Source organism: Pontibacter litorisediminis, from assembly GCF_029360645.1.
Lineage (GTDB): Bacteria > Bacteroidota > Bacteroidia > Cytophagales > Hymenobacteraceae > Pontibacter > Pontibacter litorisediminis.
Genome location: NZ_JARDUA010000004.1, coordinates 189,475 through 208,638, shown reverse-complemented (window position 1 = coordinate 208,638; position 19,164 = coordinate 189,475). Strand labels below are relative to the sequence as shown.

Sequence of the window (19,164 nt, the reverse complement as noted above, 5' to 3'; positions counted from 1 at the left end):
TTTTCGTGTTATATTACCTTTCTCAGTAAGCTATAGATGGTTCTCTAACTCTATAAATTCCTCCAACATCATCAAAGCTTATCAACAAGCCCCAATCAGAGAGGGCATCAATTAAATATGCTTGCTCTCGAAAGCTAAGATGGACTTTTTGATATCCGTTTTCTGTAAAATAATAGTCCAGGGTGTACTGCCTTCCCCGTGACTTAACAGAATCTATGCTTGCCAATGGCTTTATGACATAAGATTCCTCTATAGCCTCTTTATTTAAATCTAATAAGTCTTCTCCCTTTATAAGTGAGGCGATATAAGCTGAATCAGTTTGTGAACCTGCTGTTTCACTAATATCAACCAGCTCCCTTACAGTGTGTAATAAGATTCGCAAAGTATCACTCTTATAAGTAGCTCCTATAGTTAGGTAGGAAAAACCAATAGGTGGGGGAGGCATCCGCCCTTCATACCTTTCATTTGGAGACACATATTGAAACATAAGCGCTTTCACATAGCTCCTGTTTTTTCTCCCCTGTTCATCAGGGAGTTCTTCCACTGGGGTGCTCCGGCAACCAGTAAGCAATAGAACAAGGAAGCCCAATAACCCCACATACAATTTCGGCTTTCTCAAATTTATACTTTTGTGTAAGGTGCTAATTTAAACCTGATAGCCCATAAACTACCCGTGGTTTCCCTCTCCCTGCAGCGTTACGACGACAGTGCGTTTGGAGGCGTGGTCGCGGTGCTCGCAGAGGTAGATGCCTTGCCAGGTGCCCAGGTTAAACTCGCCGTTTCGGATAGGTATGGTAACAGAGGAGCCAAGCAGGGCGGCCTTCAGGTGAGCCGGCATGTCGTCAGAGCCCTCTAAGGTATGACGGTAGTAGGATTGGTTCTCCGGCACCATGTGGTTGAAGTGGCTCTCAAAGTCCTGCCGCACAGTAGGGTCTGCGTTCTCGTTTATAGTTAAGCTGGCTGAGGTGTGCTTGATGAAAATGTGCGCCAGCCCCACCTTCATCTCCTCAAGCTCCGGCAGCTGCGACTCCAGCAGGTCGGTTATCAAATGAAAGCCGCGCTTCACGGCCGGCAGCCTTATCTCTTTCTGAAACCACATATATTTATAATGAGTGAATGAGTGGGTGTGTGAATGTTTTTAAAGTGACGGCATCAGCCTTTTATAGGTTGAGTTTGGCTGCACCCCGCATGTGCAAGTATAACCATTAAAACTTACAGCAACTCCTACTCTCACATTCACTCACCCACTCATTCAAAATTAATCTATCGTTCGTTCATACGCACCTGCGTCGGGTTTGGTGCTGCTGCGGGTGCTGCCTTTCAGGTCTTGGGATATGCCGGGCAGCACTTTGGCTGCGCCGCTGGCTGGGGAGAGGGTATCAAGGCTGAAATCATACTTGGCTGGTGCCTTCAACTTTGGCTCGATGTTCAGGATGTTGCCGTTGCCCTCGAACTGTGCCTGGTGCCGCTGGGTGCGCAGCAGGCTATTAGTTACCTCTACGGCTGCCGAGGCCGGCTCCACCAGCACCTCATCCACGGTGCTGTAGCTGTCCGAATACACGATGGAGTTTACCAGGCGCAGCGAGGTGGGCATGTCTGCGATCTCTGTTTCAGGTATAAAATCCACCACGGCCAGCAATGGAGTTTCGCGCTGCAGCGGGTTCTGGTAGCTGGCGATAGTGGTGTAAAGCAATTCATACTTGCCGCCGCCCAAGCCGCCGAAGCCATACTGCCCGCAGTTATAGATGAGCGTGTTCACCAGCTTCACCTCGGATGTAAAAGCCACCACGCCGCCCAGCATGGCATGCGCCACCAAAGCACCCTCTATCAATGTGCCAGCCTTGCCTGGGTTGCCAATGCGTATACCGTAAACAGCATTCCGGACATCGGTATACTTGATGCTGTTGCCCCCGCTGGTTGCCAGCACATGGATGCCTTCCCACTGGCCAGGCGCTGTACGGTAGCTCTCTTCCCGGCGGTAGCCGCCAAAGCGCACCCGCTCCTGCGGTGTGCCCTGCACCTGCAACTGCCCTGCCACCAGCAGCACCGATTTGTTGTAGCCGTAAATGCGGGCTCCTTTCTCAATCGTCAGCACTTCCCCCTCACGCACCAGCACCGAGTCTAGCAGCACATGGGGCTTATCGGCGGGCCAGGTGGTGGAGCCGATGCTGCCTTTGCGGTGGAAGTAGGCGTTCTGCCCGTAGGCCACCAGCTTCACCTTCTGCTGCTGCCCGTTGGTGGTAAACAGGATAGAGTCTGCCGCCAGGAAAGGCTGGTTCTGATCTGTGGGGTTGATGTTGGCTTTTACAAGCACGTACAAACTGTCGCCGCCCCGCAGCTCCACATTGTTTGCCAGCGGCGCCTGCACCCCGTTTATGGTCAGCTGATAAGGGGAGGAGCCGGCCCCAGCCAACGTGATCTCGCTGATGCGCACGGCTTTCTCATTGCGGTTGTATACTTTCAGGCGTTTGGTGATGCTGCCCCGGCTCACAAACACCGTGTCGAACAGCACAGTGTCTGCCGAGAAAGCCAGCACAGCGCCCGGGTCGGTGGTGATCACCTCCTCCTTGGGCTCACAGCCGAACACCGACAGCAGCAGCAACAGGGGCAGTATGGTGAGCAGAAGCTTCAATTTCGTTAATTCGTTGTTCGTTGTCGGTTGTTGAAGGTGGGGTGATACACCCCAGGCTTAAAGCTTTTTCCCGGCTGTCATTCCCAAGCATCGGCCAAAAAGACTACTACACGCCTAGTTAAGCGACTTTAACGAGGTGATCACATTAAACTTTTTGTACTCGTTGATACGTGGGTCAAAGAATTCTTCCTCACGGTACCCCACCTGTACCTTTTTGCCCTTAACCTCCTTGTAATTATTACCTGAGCCCAGGTCAGAGGTAAAGAACGATAACCAGTAGAAACTAGATGCCTTACCACTTGCATCTTTTATGGTAAAAACAATGAACTGCTGGTCGTTTACCCCCGTTACCGTCCCCTCATAAGTTTTTTCTTCCAGAGCAACCTCCTTGGCCTCTTGGCCCTTTTCCATTAGCTCCATCATAGCCATAAATGAGTCCGGGCACCTTGTGGCAATTTTTACCCCAAGCATCTCGCCAAGCTTTTCGCCTTGGCTCGACAGGTTGGTAAGCTCGATACCGTAATCTTTCTTGAGCTGCTTTTCATAAGGGCCGGCAGCTTTCAGCAGGCAGGCGCCTATGCGCATCTCTACATTCCTGGTTTCGCCGCTGCTCATAAACTCGTTCAGGCAACCGCAGGTCTCGTCGGCAATGGCATCCATGTAAGCCTGCCCCTGCACCTTTGGCGAGACGATGAAAAGGGCAACAGTAAAGCAAATAAGTAAAAGTTTGTTCATCAGATCTTTTGAATGGTTGGAAGCTGGATAAAGAACGGAAGTTAGCAAACCCGGCAGGCAAAACCTACACCGCACAAAAAAAGGATGCAGCGTCGCCTGAGTGCTCCACTGCATCCTTTCTTATTAGCTTAGGATTTTACCTGATTATTCTGCCGTGGCGCCTTCTTTCAGTCGCTCCGCGTTCTCGGCGATGCGCAGCTCTTCCACAAAGTCGTCTATGCCACCATCCATTACGGCAGGCAGGTTATACACGGTGTAGCCAATGCGGTGATCGGTTACACGGCCCTGCGGATAGTTATAGGTGCGGATCTTGTCGGAACGGTCGCCGCCGCCCACCATGCTCTTACGCTGTGCGCCCTCAGCCTCGTTCTTCTTGGCTAGCTCCACCTCAAAGATACGCGAGCGAAGCACCGCCAGCGCCTTATCGAAGTTCTTCAGCTGGGACTTCTGGTCCTGGCATTGCGCCACGATACCGGTCGGGATGTGCGTCAAACGAACGGCGGAATACGTCGTGTTTACCGACTGCCCACCCGGGCCTGACGAACAGAACAGGTCTTTGCGGATATCATTCATGTCGATCTCCACGTCAAACTCCTCCGCCTCCGGCAGCACCACCACGGAGGCCACCGACGTATGGATACGGCCCTGCGTCTCGGTGGCTGGCACGCGCTGCACGCGGTGCACCCCCGACTCAAACTTCAGCTTGCCGTACACATCCTCGCCAGACACGCCCACGATGATCTCTTTGTATCCTCCGGAAGTTCCTTCCGTGGCGTCCATTAACTCCATCTTCCAGCCCTGCTTCTCGGCGAAGCGGCTGTACATGCGGTACAGGTCGCCGGCAAAGATAGAGGCCTCGTCGCCACCCGCTCCCGCACGGATCTCCATGATGATGTCCTTGCTGTCGTTCGGGTCTTTCGGGATCAGCAGCTCCTTCAGGGTTTCCTCCATCTGCTCGCGCTGCGGAAGCAGCTCATCCAGCTCCTCCTTGGCCATCTCCCGGAAGTCCTCGTCCTTCTCCGTGGCAATCACCTGCTTGGCATTGTCGATGTTGCTCAGGACGTTCCTGTACTTCTTGTATTCTGTAACGATCTTGTCCAGATCTTTATACTCTTTATTCAGCGCCTTGAACTTCTTCATGTCGCTGGCCACATCCGGCTGGATAAGCAACTGGCTTACCTCCTCAAAACGCTGATTGATGGCTTCTAACTTATCTAACATCGTGCTCTTCGGGTTTTAGGCTGCAAAGATACAAAATTGGGCTATAGATTCTGTCATCCATTTTTGCCCCTTAAGTATAATTCTGCCTCCTTAATCTGTTCTATGCTATAACTTTAAAGCCGCCGGTATAGTTTCAGTGCCGCTCATCGATCATCACGCCACATCCTTATAGATCATATCTATAATAACATAAATTAAATCTATCGTACCTATTGCCATACTTTAGGCTGAAACATTTACTTTTGACAGTAGTTAAATAGAGATAGAATCTGAACAAGTAACCAACAAAAAGAAGAAACATGGCTGTTATAGTAGCAACTGACAACGATTTCAACAATGTACTGAGCTCAAACGAGAAAGTGGTGGTGAAATACTACGCCGATTGGTGTGGCAGCTGCCGTTTGTTCTCACCAAAGTTCAAGCGTATGTCTGACGACGAGGCTTTTGCCGGTGTGGCCTTTGTGGATGTAAACGCAGAGACAAGCCCGGAGGCGCGCAAGCTAGCCAGCGTTACCAACCTGCCGTTCTTCGCCATCTTTAAAAACGGCCAACTGGTAGACTCTGTGGCGGCCAGCAAGGAAGAAGCCGTTCGTGACCTGATCCATAAACTAGACGCCTAAGCATAGACATGAAGATACCCGCGATAAAGAAACTGGTAGAGAACCACAAATTAGACGAGCTAATGGCTGCCGAGGCTGCCATTGTAGACGAGCAGCAGCCTGCCATTGAGGTAGAAGGCGACGACGAAGGCGAGCAGCTGACGCACGTGCTGGCCGCTGTCTGGATACTGAACGAGATGGAGGACAACGGCACCGACTTTAAAACCGCGCTGCGCCAGTACACGCAGAAGGTGCGCGTGTCCATCAGCTAGCACCGTTTTAGAGTACCTATAAAAAAGGCGCCGCGGCCAAAGGTTATACTTCGGCCGCGGCGCTTATTTGTTTAGCTTCTGTTATATGTTGCTTCTGGAGAAGTATTCTTCTGCCAGTTTCCCGCCCTTTTCGGTGCAGAGCCCGCGCACGTAGTACAGGTACACGCTGCGGAACACCTCGCCCAGATCAAAGCGGTCCGGAGGGAAAATGAGCGGGTTGATGACCATGTTGAACTGCTCAATGATGATCCTGGTCACCAACTGCAGGTTGATGTCTTTGCGAAAGTAGCCTTGCACCACCCCTTCGTTAATGATGCTGTAGTCCAGGTCGTGGTTATAGTTGGCTAAGTGGTTGAGCGCCATTTGCCAGGCCTGCGGGTAGTGTTGCTGCAGGTCAAAGATATAGGCTGGGTTGATGGACTTCAGGTCCTGAATGCCATGCTGCAACAACAGGATAATTTTCTCTACCGGGTTTTTAGCGTACCTTAACCGTTCCTGGTCGCGTACCTCCTGTGCGCTTAGGTCATACTGCACTACCTTCTGCACCATATCGGCCCTATCGGCAAACAAGGTCCTAAAGGTCTCCTCTGGCACCCCCAAGCGCTCTATCAACTCCGCTTCAGAGTAGCGTTCCACCCCCTCATCCTTAAAAATCTGAAGAAGCTGCTCTAAAATTGTCTCCGGTAAAACCATGTTTTGAAATGGGTTTTCTGCGGCAGTCACACGTTATGCCACATCACGCATCTTCAAAATTAGTTATTTTTTTGGTCTCTAGCACTAACCATTCTTTACAGCAACGCAAACAGCCCCATAAAGAAGAGCAGCTGCACCAGGTACACGTAAGGCGCCAGGGGGTTTCTTTTGTAGATCGAAGCCCACTGGAAGTATACCTGCAGCCCCAGCGCCACCACAAACCAGCCTAGGTAGTTACTCATCGGGATCTGCCCCCCCTGCCAGTCCCAGAAGTCGAAGCGCATGGCTACGGGCTCTATAAAGAAATCGAGCAGCAGCATGAGCAGCGTGCCAAGTATGGCCTTGCCCCACCTCGGCAGGCTTGTGTACTCACTGATGTGGCCGGTGCTGTACACCAGCATCAGCCAGTTCAGGCCGATCAGCAGCGGCACCTCCCATACTTTTAGCCCCAAGGCTGCCCCATACGCGTAGTTCCCGAACAACAGCCCTGTATGAATGCCTATCACTTCGGAAAAGAAGCCGACGGCGAAAACCAGCAGGGCAAAAAGCACAAAGCTTTTCCGCCACCTTTTGTGGAAAGCGAAGAGCAGCGCGTTGGTGAGCAGCAGGTTCATGGGCGTGAGGTTCTGAAAGTACTCCGGCCTGCCGCTGAACTGGAGGCCCCAAAAGCCTACCGCATGGAAAATAACGAGCACCGCCACCGCCAGGGGCAGCGCGTACGGTTTATACTTAGCGGCAACCGTGGGTACAGCAGTCGGTGCGGTAGTGGTATCAGGCATGGTGCTTAGGGGTTTTAGCGGTTGAAGGAGCAGGAGCCAGCTCGCCCACGATCCTGGCCGAGAGCAGGCACAGCGGAATGCCGCCGCCGGGATGCACACTGCCGCCACAAAAGTATAAACCTTTTAGTCTGGAGCTGAAGTTCGGGTGCCGCAGGAAGGCGGCCATGCGGTTGTTGGAGCTGCTGCCGTACAAGGCGCCTCCAAACGAGGAGGTGCGGCTTTCGATCAGCAGCGGATCCAGCAGCTGCTCTTCCTCGATGAGCGGTGCTATATCGGCGCCCAGCATCTGGCTCAGTTTCTGCAGCACGGCCTGCCGGGTATCGGCTGTCAGCTGTTGCCAATCCTGCCCCTGGTTGTGCGGCACGTTCACCATTACAAACCAGTTCTCGCACCCAGCGGGGGCATCTTGCGGATCGGCCTTGGAGGTAATGTTGATATATACCGTGGGGTCGGGGCTTACGCTTTTATACTTGAAGATCTGCTCAAACTCCGTTTTATAATCCTGGCTGAAGAAGATGTTGTGCACATGCAGTTCCGGGAAGGAGCGCTTGATGCCCCAATAGAAGATGAGCGCGGAACTGGAGCGGGGCTGCCGGAGCGTTTGCTCCGGCGCTTTCTGGTTGGGCAGCAGCCGGCGGTAAGTGGGCACCACATCCATGTTGCTCACCACCACCTCGGCCTTATACTTGCCTTGGCTGGTCTCCACGCCGTTTATACTTTTGCCTGCGGTCAGGATCTGCTTTACCGGCTCGTTATAGCGGAATACCACGCCCAGCTCTTCTGCCAACCTTACCAGACTGGCGGCAATGGCGTACATACCGCCTTCCGGGTAAAAGGCGCCGATGTTGTGCTCCAGGTGCGGGATGATGTTCAGCGTACCGGGGGCCTGGTAGGGGTCGGAGCCGTTGTAGGTGGCAAAGCGGTCGAGTAGCTGCACAAAGCGATGGTCAGAGAACTGCCTGGCGTTCTCCTGGTGCATGGTGGTGGTCAGGCCAAGGTCGGAGAGGCATCCCAGCGCCTTCAGCACATCCGGGCTCAGATACGTGTCCAGCCGGTGCAGCGACTTGTGCAGGAAAGTATCGGCCGTGCCTTTGTAAAGCCTGGCGCTTTTGTCCAGCGCCTCCCGCACGGCCTGCTCCGGCACCCCCAGCTGCCGGTTTACCTCTGCGGCAAACTTTTCGGCATCGGCATAAGCCTTTACGTGGCTGCCGTCGGGCCAGAAATAGTGCGTTATCGGGTCGAGGCGGGCGTAGCGGAAGTAGTCGGATGGGTTGCGGCCAGCTAGGGTAAACAGCTCATCCACCAGGTGCGGCAGCGTGAACAGCGAAGGCCCGGCATCAAACCTGTACTTGCCCAGCCAGAACTCCTGCATCTTACCGCCAAAGGTGTCGTTGGCCTCGAAAACAGTAACCTCATAGCCCTTTACAGCCAAGCGGATGCTTGTGGCGATACCTCCAATTCCGGCCCCTATGATGGCTGCTTTTGTCATACTTTGCTCTACGGCGTTTGGCTTTATGTGCTGTAAACTGATGGGGTGGGGGAAAGGTTTTGGTAGCTTATACTTTGCCGAACTCCCGTTTGTACACAGGCCCCCGCATGCCGAAGGCGAGCTTCATAAAGGGGTAGAGCAGCAGGTCGAGCGGTCTGGAGCCGGTGCTGTAGGTGATGATATCGTGGATGGTGGCGCCGCTGCCGTTTTTGGTGACCAGGTGCTTGTGGTGCCATACTTTCAGCGGCGGCGGCAGCTCCTGCCCCTGGTCTACAAAGTATGCCCCGGTGTCGGTTATTCTCCTGTCGGTGATCCGGCTGGTCCAGCGGAAGTTCCTGATGCCGGTCTGCAGCTCTACCTCCACCACATCGCCGGTCTCGGAGCCGCCGAAGCGTAGCAGCTTTAACCGGGGGTAGGGGGGTGCCAGCTTCCGGAACAGCCGCTCGTCGAAGGCGTTGAACACCTGCAGGTAGTCCTGTGCTACGGCTGTTTTTATATGGAGCTGCATGTGATGACTTGTTGATTATTAAATTAATAACTGTTGATCTCCGCAAAAAGTCCTTTGGTGCGGGAGTTCCTTCCCATCATATAAATATAAATGTGAACCTCCTGATTCGCGTTTCTGCAGTACCGGTCCTAACCATCGTTCTTTACCAAGCAAGGCTTACTGCTTAAACATCCTTCTAAGCCATTAGTTATACTTCTGCCAAAACAAAAGCCGCCACAAGTATACTTGCAGCGGCTTTTTATACTTTGTACTGAACAACGTTTCAGCCATTCAACAATCTAGCTTAAAAGATTGTCAATGTCCTCTTTGGTCAGGCTTTTGATAATGGTTTCGTCGGTGCTGATCAGGTCCGTTACCAGCTGTATCTTGCGGCTCTGCAGGGCCAGAATCTTTTCTTCCACAGTATCCTTGGTGATAAACTTGTAGGTAAACACCGTGTTCTGTTGGCCGATGCGGTGCGCCCGGTCTACGGCCTGCGCCTCTACGGCCGGGTTCCACCATGGGTCAAGTATAAACACGTAGTCGGCGGCAGTCAGGTTAAGCCCCACGCCACCGGCCTTCAGCGAGATCAGGAACACCTGTATGCTTTCGTCCTTCTGGAAACGCTCTACCTGCTCGTGGCGGTTTTTGGTGTTGCCGTCCAGGTACGTGTACTTTATCTCCCGCTTATCCAAAGAGTGCTTGATGATCTCCAGGTGCTTCACAAACTGGCTAAAGATCAGCACCTTGTGCCCTTTGCCCACCACATCCTTCGTCTTGTGGATCACCTCCTTCAGCTTTCCGGAGCTGCCCTCGTAGCTGGGGTCCGTCATGCGCGGGTGGTTGGCGATCTGGCGCAGTTTGGTAAGGCCCTGCAAGAGCATGAACTGGGTGTTGCCCGGCCCGTTCTCCTCCAGGTTCTTCAGTATCTTGTTGCGGTAGTAAGACTTTGTCTCCTCGTAGGCGTGCTCCTGCTCCTCCGTCATCTTACAGAAGGTGGTGTGCTCGATCTTCTCCGGCAGCTCCTTTGCCACCTGCGATTTATGCCGGCGAAGTATAAAGGGCTTGATGAGCGCGTGCAACCGGCGCGTCTTGTGCTCGTCCTTGTCCTTCTCGATCGGCTTCAGAAACTCGTTTCGGAAGAAGTGCTGATTGCCCAGCAGCCCCGGGTTAATGAACGACATCTGCGACCACAGGTCCATGGTGCTGTTCTCCACGGGCGTGCCGGTAAGTATAAGCCGGTGCCGCGACTTCAGTTCCCGCACCGAACGCGAGGTGTTGGAGTCCGGGTTCTTGATCGCCTGCGACTCATCCAGGATAATATAATCGAAATAGTACGTCTTGAGCAGCTCTGCATCCAGGCGCACAATGCCGTAGGAGGTCAGCACCACATCGTACTCGTTGAACAGCTCCACATTCTTCTCGCGGTAGGTGCCCGTATAGTTGAGAATGCGCAGGCTCGGGGTGAACTTCTGCGCCTCGTTCAGCCAGTTGTACACCAGCGAGGTCGGCATCACCAGCAAAGACGCCGTCTCGGCGCCGTTTTCCTTGCGGTGCTGCAGCATGGCCAGCGTTTGCACGGTCTTGCCCAGGCCCATGTCGTCGGCCAAGCAACCGCCGAACTTATAGTTCTGCACAAAGTGCAGCCAGTTGTACCCGGCCTTTTGGTACGGGCGCAGCTCGCCCATAAAACCCGCCGGTAGGGGCTGGTCCTCTATGGTTTCAAACTCGCGCAGTTTCTCCAGCTTCCGGCCCATGGTCACGGTGGCCAGGTTACCGTTCTGCAGGTCGTTCACCAAGGCCATGTGGTGCTTGCGCAGCGTTAGGTGCTCCTCACCCTCGGCAAAGGCAAACAGCTCAATGTACTGCGTAAACCACTCTTCCGGTATCACAGCTATCTGCCCGTTAGGCAGCACATACTCGTTGTTCTTAGTCAGGATGTGGTTCTTCAGTTTAATGAACGGCACCTCAAACTCCCCAAAACGCACCGTTCCGTAAATGTCGAACCAGTCGTTTTTCTCGGTGATGCCCACATCCAGCGTGATTTCGCCAATAAAATAGTGCTTCCCGCTCTTCTCCGACTGCTGCACCGTAAAGCCTATCTGCTCCAGCTCCTGCAGGTTGCTGTTCAGCCAGGCAAAGGCATCGCTCTTGTCCAGTACCGCCTGCCCGTTCTTTACCTCCAGGGTTCGCTTGGTTAGCTCCTTGGCAAACTCTTTCTCCCGGTTCAGGTCGCGGATAAGCTTGTGGAACACGTAAGACTCCGGCGTTCGCTCCATGCTCACGCTGATGCGCTTCGGCTCCTGCGTCTGCACCAGGTGGTTGCCATACTTAAACGCCAGGTGGAAGAGGATTTTGCTGGTTGCACGCTCTCCTTTTGATTCTCCGTTGCCATTAGCTTTGGCCACAGGGGCATCCGCAGCCTGAATCTCAGCAAAGCTCAGGTACGGGCTCGGCACATACTTCTCGTCCTTTACCTCAAAGCCTTTCGCAAAAACGTCAAACGACTCCATCAGCGGCACCACAAACTTGCTGTAGTAGTTCTCCTCAATGGAGCGGGGAATGGCAATAAACTTCTTGTTCAGGAAAGGCTGCAGCTTCTTGCCGTCAATGGGCTTGTCAAAGCTGTACACCACATCGTTCAGCATCAGCCAGGCGGGCTCGTAGCAGATCAGCTGCGCATTCTTATACTGGAAGTCCAGCTTCTCGCCGGCATACCTGATCCTGGGGAAGTAATGGGTGTTATCCTCATTGCGCATGAAATGAAACAGCACCGACGCCTTTTCCGGAGCCAGTTTAATGCGCTTCCAGGTGGGTTCGCCGTCTTTGCCCATGATGAAGGTATTCTTGTCATGGCGCAGCAGCTCCAGTATTTTGCCTACACGGCTCTGTATGTAGTGGCTAATGTCCTCCTGCAGGGTTTTATCTCCCTTCTCCGGGTCGTATACTTTCAGGAAGAAGTCGGCAGGGGAGAGCTTCTTTTTAGGCGAGAAGCGCTTTAGCACGGCGTCCTGTTGTATCTGATCGATGAGTTGTATCAGCTTAAAGTCTGTTGCATCAAGGCGGGCGGCAAACTCATCGGCGTTTTTAGAAGAGATGTTCTGGTGCTGAAGCGTTAGCTGGCCTTTTGTATTTACCTGAACCACAAACGACTCGAACAGGTACCCCAGGTACTCATGCTCGAACAAAGAATAAACAGCCTGAAAGGGCTGAGTTGTGTAAACTTTCATGCCAAGGTGCAATTAAGAGACTTCAAATTTAGCCAAATACCCGCTTATTTCCTACTGTGTAGCAGCCCTTTGCCTTGTACTTTGGCTAGGTAGGCTAACTTTTCAGAAGGAAACAGAAATGCGCTGAGGATGTTTTTGAAATACCCTAGTTGTACGGAGGCAGGTACCCGGGTTTAAATGTTCTCGGTCACCGACATGGCCGCCGCCTTGTTGGCCGGACGGATAGACACCAGCAGCGTGATGATGACGATGGCAAGGCCAGTGAAGACAAAGTCCTCCACCTCCATTTTCACCGGGTAGGCCTCTACCACCGAGGTGGCCATGCCCATGCTTACCAGCCCAAAGGTTTGCTGCAGGTTGCAAACAAGCATGCCCAGCGTAAGGCCGTAAGAGGCTCCGATAAAGGCCACAAGCGCCCCCTCCAGCAGGAAAATGTTGCGGATGGTTTTGGCGGTGGCCCCCATGGAGGCAAGTATGGCAATGTCTTTTTTCTTATCGATAACCAGCATGGAGAGCGAGAAGAAGATGTTGAGGGAGGCAATGCCAAGTATGAACGCAAAGGTGATGAACACGAAGAGCTTCTCCACCTTCACGGCCCGCAGCAGGCTTGTGTGCTGCTCATCGGAGTTCTGTACTTTAAAGCTATCCCCCAAAAGCTGCTGCAGCTCGCGCTTCACCTGCTCTACCTTAAAGCCCTGCTCTACCTTTATCTCCAGGGCGGTGCGGCGGCGGCCATACTCCAGCAGCTCCTCGGCAAAGTTCAGGGGCACGAACACGTAGGCATCGTCATACTGCCGCTCTATGGCGAAGATGCCGCCAGGCAGGATGTTGAGGCTGTTAAAGGAGCCCTCAGGGTTGAGCGGGTTAAACTTTACGTTGCGCGGGTACAGGAACTGCATCGGCACAAACTGGTTGCCCGGCCGGATAGAGAGCTGGTACTGCACCCCGCGGCCCACCAGGGCACGGTAGGTCTTGTTGAAGTATAGATCACTGGAGCCTTCTACCACGGAGGAGTCGATGTCGTTCTGCTGAAAGAAGTTCTCGCTCACACCCTTGACCTTCACCACCATCTGGCGCTCGTTGTAGCGCAGCAGGGCATTATCCTCTATCACCTCCGACACCACGGCCACGCCCGGCGTGTTTCGGATACGGTTCATGAACTCGGTGTCTGTCTCGAAGGCCTTGCCCTCCGCCGCCGAAATCTTCAGGTCCGGATCAAAGCTGGAGTAGATCTCCCGGATCAAGTCTTCCAGGCCGTTGAACACCGACAGCACGATAATAAGCGCCGCTGAGCCCACCGCCACGCCGATCATGGCAATGTTGGAGATAATGCTGATGATGTTCCTCTTCTTTCTAGAGAAAAAATATCGCTTCGCTATCAGAAAAGGTACGTTCATCTATTTCGTTATTCGTTGATCGTTGTCAGATGTCCGAAATCAACAATCAAACAATGCAGCAATTTAACAATTAAATCATTTCCATGCCTTTACGATCAGGCCAGTGCCGGAGGGGTGGTTGCCGTTCACGTCCAGCCAGTTCAGCACCAGGCTCACCGGGAAGGTAACCAGGTAATAGAACGGCAGCAGCACGAAGAAAATTTTAGAGGCATTGAGCATCAGCAGCGGGTACTTCATGGACAGGCGCCACGACACCTGCCCCGGCTTGCCGTACGAGTAGCGCGCCTGCACTTTGCTGAAGCCGGCCAGTTTCAGCTTGTCCTCTATCTCTTTGATGTTGTAGCCGTCGCGCACATGCTCCTCTATAAACGAGGTCTCGTCGTCGCCGTGCACATCGGAGCCGCCCTGGTCTGATGGGGTGGAGATGAGCAGCATGCCACCTGGGCGCAATGAGGCCTGGAAGTTGCGGAACACCTCCACATCCTCTAGAATATGCTCCATTACATCCACCGAAAGGATCAGGTCATAGCTGTTAGGCTCCCGAAACTTTACCAGGTCAGCGATTTTGAACAGCACGTTGTGGCGGCCAATGGCACGCATAAAGCGGTTGCAGTCCGACACCTGCTCCTCCTTCACGTCTACGGCAAGTATGCGCCACTTGCTGCTCATGCCTGAGAGCTTGTAGGTGTACTGCCCGAAGCCGGAGCCGGCATCCAGAATGTGCTGCTCCTTGCCACGGCGGTTGGCGGCCCAGGTGTCCAGCTCTTTGTGCACGTGCCAGGCGCGCAGCAGCAGCAGGTCCAGCAGGTTATAAAATACGCGGCGCAGGAACGGCGTTTTGTTAAACACGCCGCCGAGCACCCGTTTGATAGGGTCGTACTGCATAAGGGTGATGTATGGCTAAGGCCTACTTGTTAGGGTATGTTTCGTCGTCCTCGTCGTCCTCGCGGGGCGGAGGGATGTCGATGTTCTCGAACAGCTTATCGATTTTTGCCGCATATTCAGCCGTGTCATCCAGGTAAAAGATAAGCTCCGGGATGATGCGCACCTGGTTTTTGATGCGCTGGGCCAACTGGTGGCGGATGGTTTTGGCGTTGATGCGCACCTCCTGCAGCACCTCCTCGTTGTTTTTGGCCATCATAATGCTCAGGTATATCTTGGCCACGCCAAGGTCCGGCGACACACGCACCACGCTCACCGAGATATAGGCGCCCCCAAACAGGTGCGGCACCTCCCTCTGGAAGATGTCCGCCAGCTCTTTCTGAATCAGGCGCGAGAATTTCTGTTGTCTTTTACTTTCCATACGAAGATGCAAATATCATATTAATTTCGCATTTTTACCCCAAAAGTGCCTTACTCATTTCGGGTCAGGCACTTTTTGCAGATGCCCCTGGGGCAAAGACCTTTGCAGCCGGCCGGCGTTTTAAGAGTACTGGTGGCTGGATGGATCCCTTGCCGGGTAGTGTTTTATACTTATTACCGTTTCTCCTTAACTCTGTCTTTCCTTGATAAGTTACTTCCGTAGCATACTGCCTTCCCGCCTTTTCCTGCTGATCGTGCTGTTTCTGGGCATAGAGTTGCCGCTGCTGCTGCTGGGCATACGCCCTACGGCCCCGGAGCTGCTGCACATGCTGGTGGGGGAGCGGCTAGCGGAGGGCTACAGCATGTACCGCGACATTTATGATAACACGGCCCCCATCTCGGCCCTTGTTTTCTGGCTGCTGGATGTGGTGGCGGGGCGCTCCTTCCTGGCTTACCGCCTTACGGCCATGGGGCTGCTGCTGCTGCAGGCGCTACTGCTGAACAGCATCCTGAACCGGCATAACGTGTATGCCAGCCAGAACTACCTCCCGGCGCTCCTGTACCTGGTGCTGGGCAGCCTCTCCTTTGAGTTCAACATGCTCACGCCGCTGCTCATCGGCAACACATTCCTGGTGCTATCGCTGCCTTACATCATCACGCTTAACCGCGAGGGCTACGAGAACAACCGCCTTTTTGTGGGGGGCTTCATGCTGGGCCTGGCCGCCATGAGCTATTTGCCGCTGGCGGTGTTTCTGCTGATGGGCATTTTTGCCGTTATTTTCTTTGCCTCTAACACCCTGCGCAGCACCATGCTTATGCTGTGCGGTTTCCTGTTTCCCTATGCGGTGCTGATGACGTACTACCTGTACACCAACACCAACCCGGAGTTTCTGGACCTGCACCTGTTGCGCCCCTGGCAGCTGCAGGTGGCCTTTCTACGCCCACCGGCTGACGTGGCGAAGCTGATGACCATACCCGGGGTGGTGCTGTTGCTCTCACTGCTCAGCGCCGCTTCTCTGCCGCAGCGCCTGGTGTTCCAGGTAAAGTTTCAGCAGCTCATGTGGGTGTGGCTGGTGGCCAGCCTGCTGGTTATCTTTACACGGGATGAGATTACGGTGGCTACCTTCGTCATCATTCTGCCACCGATTGCCTATTTCGGGGAATATTTCTTCACCTCTAACCGCAAGGGCTGGATACTGAATACCGCTTTCCTGGTGATACTGGCAGGGGCCGTGGTGCTGCGCTACCGCCTCGTGCTGGGCATCAACCGTTTTATACAAATGGATGAGTCCCCGCTGCTGCTGCCGGAACGGGCAGCCGTGCCTATGCAGAACAGCACGGTACTGGTGCTGGGCAGCGACATCAGTTATTATATGCAGAACAAGCCGGTAACGCCTTATCTAAACTGGAAACTGGCCCAGCGCCACTTCGGCAGGCTAAACGAGTACCAAGCTGTTTTCCAACTGCACGAGAACCTCAAGCATGAGATGCCGCAGTACCTGGTGGACAAGGCAGGGCTGATGCCGGAGCTCAGCTATAAGCTGCCGGATATCTTTGGCAAGTATGAGGAAACGGCAGACGCAGGTGTTTACCGGTTAAAGTAAAGTATAAGCTCAGGTTAAGTATAAAAAGGAAGAGCCGCCCTTACAATTAAGGGCGGCTCTTCCTTTTTATACTTAATACTTCCTGCCTAGCAGGCCGCTATCTTGTTTACCCTGTTCAGGTGGCGGCCACCTTCAAAGTCGGTGCTCAGGAAGGTGCGCACCATCTCCCTGGCAACCTCTTCAGAAACAAACCTTGCCGGAATGCACAGGATGTTGGCATTGTTGTGCTCACGCGCCAGCTTCGCCAACTCAGGCAACCAGCACAATGCGGCGCGAATTTCCTGATACTTGTTAGCCGTGATAGCCACGCCGTTTCCGCTCCCGCAAATCAGGATGCCAAAATCGGCCTCCTTGTTCACCACAGCCTTAGCCAATGGGTGCACATGGTCCGGGTAGTCCACCGATGCCTCAGAGTCCGGGCCAAAGTCCTGTACCTGATGGCCCAGTTCCGCCAGTACCCCTTTCAGCATTTTTTTATAGGTATAGCCGGCGTGGTCGCCGCCAATTGCGATGTTCAGTGCCATTATGATTGCGTGTTTTGTTCGTTAAGTCGCTTCAGGTCTTTTTTACGTATGTTTTGCGAGATATAGATACTTGCCTCGTACAGCAGCATCAGCGGGAGGGAGATCAGTATCTGGCTCACTACGTCCGGAGGCGTGATGATCGCACCCACCACAAGTATGACAATCAAGGCATGGCGGCGGTACAGCTTCATGGTCTCCGGCGTGATCAACCCGGCTTTGGTCAGGAAGAACACGATCACCGGCATCTCAAACATAAACGCACAGGCCAGGCACAGCGTGGTGAGCGTGGAGATGTAAGACGATAGGTCGAACTCATTCACGATGCTCGGGTCTACCTGGTACCCGGCCAAGAAATTGATCGAGATAGGAGACACGACATAATACCCAAACAGCAGCCCCATCACAAACAGCACCGATACAAAAAACACGGCGCCCTGCGAGTTCTTACGCTCCTGCGGGTAGAGGCCCGGGCTTACGAAGCGCCATATCTCCCAGAACGCGTACGGGAAAGCACACGCCAAGCCCAGTATGGCCGATACCAGCAGGTGCATGGTAAACTGTCCGCTCATCTGCCTGCTTTGGATGGTAAAGCCCATCTCACTAAAGCACAGCGCATCTGAGCCAAAATACTGGCCCACCTGGCACATCACCCGGTAACTCAGGAAATCAGTGCGGGAGGGGGCAAGTATGATGTCATGAAACACAAAGCCTTTCGCCAGAAAAGCAATGGTCGCGAAAACGAAGATAGAGCCTAATGCCCTGATGATATGCCATCGTAATTCCTCCAGATGGTCCACAAAGGACATTTCCTTCGGCTCTTCTTCTTCTAGATATGGTTGGTCCAACAAAAGGGCTCCTCCTATACTTGCTGTAAAAGTTTAATAAGCAAACAGCGGGTACTTTTGCATCCAGCCGTTAATGTCGCTGCGCACGCTGCTGATCTTGCTTTCGTTGTCGTGGTTCATCAGCACCTGGTCGATATACTCCACGATACGCTCCATGTCCTGCTCTTTCAGGCCGCGGGTGGTGATGGCAGCCGTGCCCACACGCATGCCAGAGGTAACGAACGGCGACTTGTCATCGAACGGCACCATGTTTTTGTTGATGGTGATGTCTGCTTTCACCAGCGTGTTCTCGGCCAGTTTGCCGGTTATGCCTTTTGAGCGCAGGTCGATCAGCATCATGTGGTTATCTGTGCCACCGGAGATAATATCGTACCCGCGGCTCAGGAAGGCTTTGGCCATGGCCTGCGCGTTTTGCTGCACCTGCTTTACGTAACCCAGGTAATCGTCAGAAAGGGCCTCAAAGTACGCCACCGCCTTCGCCGCGATCACGTGCTCCAACGGGCCTCCCTGTGTTCCAGGGAATACGGCACCGTCCAGCACAGAAGACATCATGCGCGTTTCTCCCTTAGGCGTTTTCAGACCGAACGGGTTCTCAAAATCTTTGCCCATCATGATCATACCGCCACGAGGTCCACGCAGCGTTTTGTGGGTGGTGGTGGTTACGATATGGCAGTGCTCAAACGGGCTGTTCAGTAACCCGCGGGCAATTAGGCCGGAAGGGTGGGAAATATCGGCCAGCAGCAGGGCGCCTACTTCGTCGGCTGCCTGGCGCAGCTTCTTGTAATCCCAGTCTCTGCTGTAGGCAGAGGCACCGCAGATAATCAGCTTCGGTTTCTCACGGCGTGCCGTCTCTACCACTTTGTCAAAATCGATCAGGCCGGTTTCTTTTTCCACCCCGTAGAAGGAAGGGCTATACAGTTTGCCTGAGAAGTTCACTGGAGAGCCATGGGTCAGGTGACCGCCGTGCGACAGGTCGAACCCAAGGATTTTGTCGCCAGGCTGCAGCACGGCCAGCATAACCGCTGCGTTTGCCTGCGCCCCCGAGTGCGGCTGCACGTTAACCCACTCCACACCGAACAGTTCCTTGGCACGGTCAATGGCTAACTGCTCCGACTGGTCCACCACCTCGCAGCCGCCATAGTAGCGTTTGCCTGGCAGGCCCTCGGCATACTTATTTGTCATCACGCTGCCCATAGCCTGCATCACCTGCTCCGAGACAAAATTCTCAGAGGCGATCAGTTCTATGCCATGCATCTGGCGTGCTTTCTCCTTCTCTATCAGGTCAAATATAATGGTATCTTTCTGCATCAGCTTTGGTTAGATTTTGTAAGTGCTCAAAATTAAAGTATGCACCG

General features: G+C 53.7%; 19 protein-coding genes. 3 read left to right on the top strand and 16 right to left on the bottom strand.

What is annotated here, in order from left to right; genetic code table 11:
• Positions 1-22 precede the first annotated feature (22 nt).
• The 5 genes from PXG97_RS14365 to prfA all read right to left on the bottom strand — a co-directional run bounded on the left by PXG97_RS14365 (position 23) and on the right by prfA (position 4,588).
• On the bottom strand, positions 23-619 hold the full coding sequence (locus PXG97_RS14365; RefSeq protein ID WP_276498465.1) for a hypothetical protein: 597 nt from the start codon (positions 617-619) through the stop codon (positions 23-25).
• Positions 620-667: 48 nt separating this feature from the next.
• The gene (locus PXG97_RS14360; protein ID WP_276498464.1) at positions 668-1,099 is read right to left on the bottom strand and encodes a secondary thiamine-phosphate synthase enzyme YjbQ; all 432 of its coding nucleotides are present in this window, start codon (positions 1,097-1,099) and stop codon (positions 668-670) included.
• 159 nt (positions 1,100-1,258) lie between these two features.
• Positions 1,259-2,632 carry a hypothetical protein gene (locus PXG97_RS14355; protein ID WP_276498463.1) on the bottom strand — a complete coding sequence of 458 codons (1,374 nt, stop codon included), beginning with the start codon at positions 2,630-2,632 and terminating at the stop codon, positions 1,259-1,261.
• A gap of 114 nt (positions 2,633-2,746) precedes the next feature.
• Positions 2,747-3,367: a hypothetical protein gene (locus PXG97_RS14350; RefSeq protein WP_276498462.1), complete on the bottom strand. Its 621-nt coding sequence runs from the start codon at positions 3,365-3,367 to the stop codon at positions 2,747-2,749.
• A gap of 144 nt (positions 3,368-3,511) precedes the next feature.
• Positions 3,512-4,588, bottom strand: coding sequence for a peptide chain release factor 1 (gene prfA / locus PXG97_RS14345; protein WP_276498461.1), 1,077 nt, complete (start codon positions 4,586-4,588; stop codon positions 3,512-3,514).
• 299 nt (positions 4,589-4,887) lie between these two features.
• On the opposite strand from prfA, the gene PXG97_RS14340 reads away from it, so the two are divergent.
• Together PXG97_RS14340 and PXG97_RS14335 are read left to right on the top strand one after the other, a co-directional pair.
• Entirely contained in the window at positions 4,888-5,208 is a 321-nt protein-coding gene (locus tag PXG97_RS14340; protein WP_276498460.1) for a thioredoxin domain-containing protein, read from the top strand.
• Between the two features lie 8 nt (positions 5,209-5,216).
• On the top strand, positions 5,217-5,459 hold the full coding sequence (locus PXG97_RS14335) for a DUF6952 family protein (protein ID WP_276498459.1): 243 nt from the start codon (positions 5,217-5,219) through the stop codon (positions 5,457-5,459).
• A gap of 81 nt (positions 5,460-5,540) precedes the next feature.
• Here the strand turns inward: PXG97_RS14335 and PXG97_RS14330 are convergent, their stop codons facing one another.
• From PXG97_RS14330 to rbfA, 8 genes are all read right to left on the bottom strand, one after another.
• Entirely contained in the window at positions 5,541-6,152 is a 612-nt protein-coding gene (locus tag PXG97_RS14330; RefSeq protein ID WP_276498458.1) for a TetR/AcrR family transcriptional regulator, read from the bottom strand.
• Between the two features lie 95 nt (positions 6,153-6,247).
• Complete coding sequence (locus tag PXG97_RS14325; protein WP_276498457.1) at positions 6,248-6,931, bottom strand: carotenoid biosynthesis protein; 684 nt, start codon at positions 6,929-6,931, stop codon at positions 6,248-6,250.
• The gene (gene crtD / locus PXG97_RS14320) at positions 6,924-8,420 is read right to left on the bottom strand and encodes a 1-hydroxycarotenoid 3,4-desaturase CrtD (RefSeq protein ID WP_276498456.1); all 1,497 of its coding nucleotides are present in this window, start codon (positions 8,418-8,420) and stop codon (positions 6,924-6,926) included. The genes PXG97_RS14325 and crtD overlap by 8 nt, the downstream gene beginning before the upstream one ends.
• 67 nt (positions 8,421-8,487) lie before the next feature.
• Positions 8,488-8,928 (bottom strand): SRPBCC family protein, encoded by a 441-nt coding sequence (locus PXG97_RS14315; protein WP_276498455.1) that lies wholly within the window; start codon positions 8,926-8,928, stop codon positions 8,488-8,490.
• A 278-nt stretch (positions 8,929-9,206) separates the two neighbouring features.
• On the bottom strand, positions 9,207-12,137 hold the full coding sequence (locus tag PXG97_RS14310; RefSeq protein ID WP_276498454.1) for a DEAD/DEAH box helicase: 2,931 nt from the start codon (positions 12,135-12,137) through the stop codon (positions 9,207-9,209).
• Between the two features lie 173 nt (positions 12,138-12,310).
• Positions 12,311-13,534, bottom strand: a complete 1,224-nt coding sequence (locus tag PXG97_RS14305; protein ID WP_276498453.1) for an ABC transporter permease — start codon at positions 13,532-13,534, stop codon at positions 12,311-12,313.
• 75 nt (positions 13,535-13,609) lie between these two features.
• Positions 13,610-14,419: a class I SAM-dependent methyltransferase gene (locus PXG97_RS14300; RefSeq protein WP_276498452.1), complete on the bottom strand. Its 810-nt coding sequence runs from the start codon at positions 14,417-14,419 to the stop codon at positions 13,610-13,612.
• Positions 14,420-14,441: 22 nt separating this feature from the next.
• Positions 14,442-14,837, bottom strand: a complete 396-nt coding sequence (gene rbfA, locus PXG97_RS14295) for a 30S ribosome-binding factor RbfA (protein ID WP_276498451.1) — start codon at positions 14,835-14,837, stop codon at positions 14,442-14,444.
• Positions 14,838-15,039: 202 nt separating this feature from the next.
• On the opposite strand from rbfA, the gene PXG97_RS14290 reads away from it, so the two are divergent.
• A complete protein-coding gene (locus PXG97_RS14290) occupies positions 15,040-16,440 on the top strand; it encodes an LTA synthase family protein (RefSeq protein WP_276498450.1) in 1,401 nt (466 codons plus the stop codon).
• Between the two features lie 86 nt (positions 16,441-16,526).
• Here the strand turns inward: PXG97_RS14290 and rpiB are convergent, their stop codons facing one another.
• From rpiB to glyA, 3 genes are read right to left on the bottom strand one after another with little or no spacing between them, the layout of a single operon-like run.
• Positions 16,527-16,964, bottom strand: a complete 438-nt coding sequence (gene rpiB, locus PXG97_RS14285) for a ribose 5-phosphate isomerase B (RefSeq protein WP_276498449.1) — start codon at positions 16,962-16,964, stop codon at positions 16,527-16,529.
• Complete coding sequence (gene tatC / locus PXG97_RS14280; protein WP_420851792.1) at positions 16,964-17,809, bottom strand: twin-arginine translocase subunit TatC; 846 nt, start codon at positions 17,807-17,809, stop codon at positions 16,964-16,966. Before tatC ends, rpiB begins: the two co-directional genes overlap by 1 nt.
• A gap of 33 nt (positions 17,810-17,842) precedes the next feature.
• Entirely contained in the window at positions 17,843-19,117 is a 1,275-nt protein-coding gene (gene glyA / locus PXG97_RS14275) for a serine hydroxymethyltransferase (RefSeq protein ID WP_276498448.1), read from the bottom strand.
• Between the last annotated feature and the right edge of the window lie 47 nt (positions 19,118-19,164).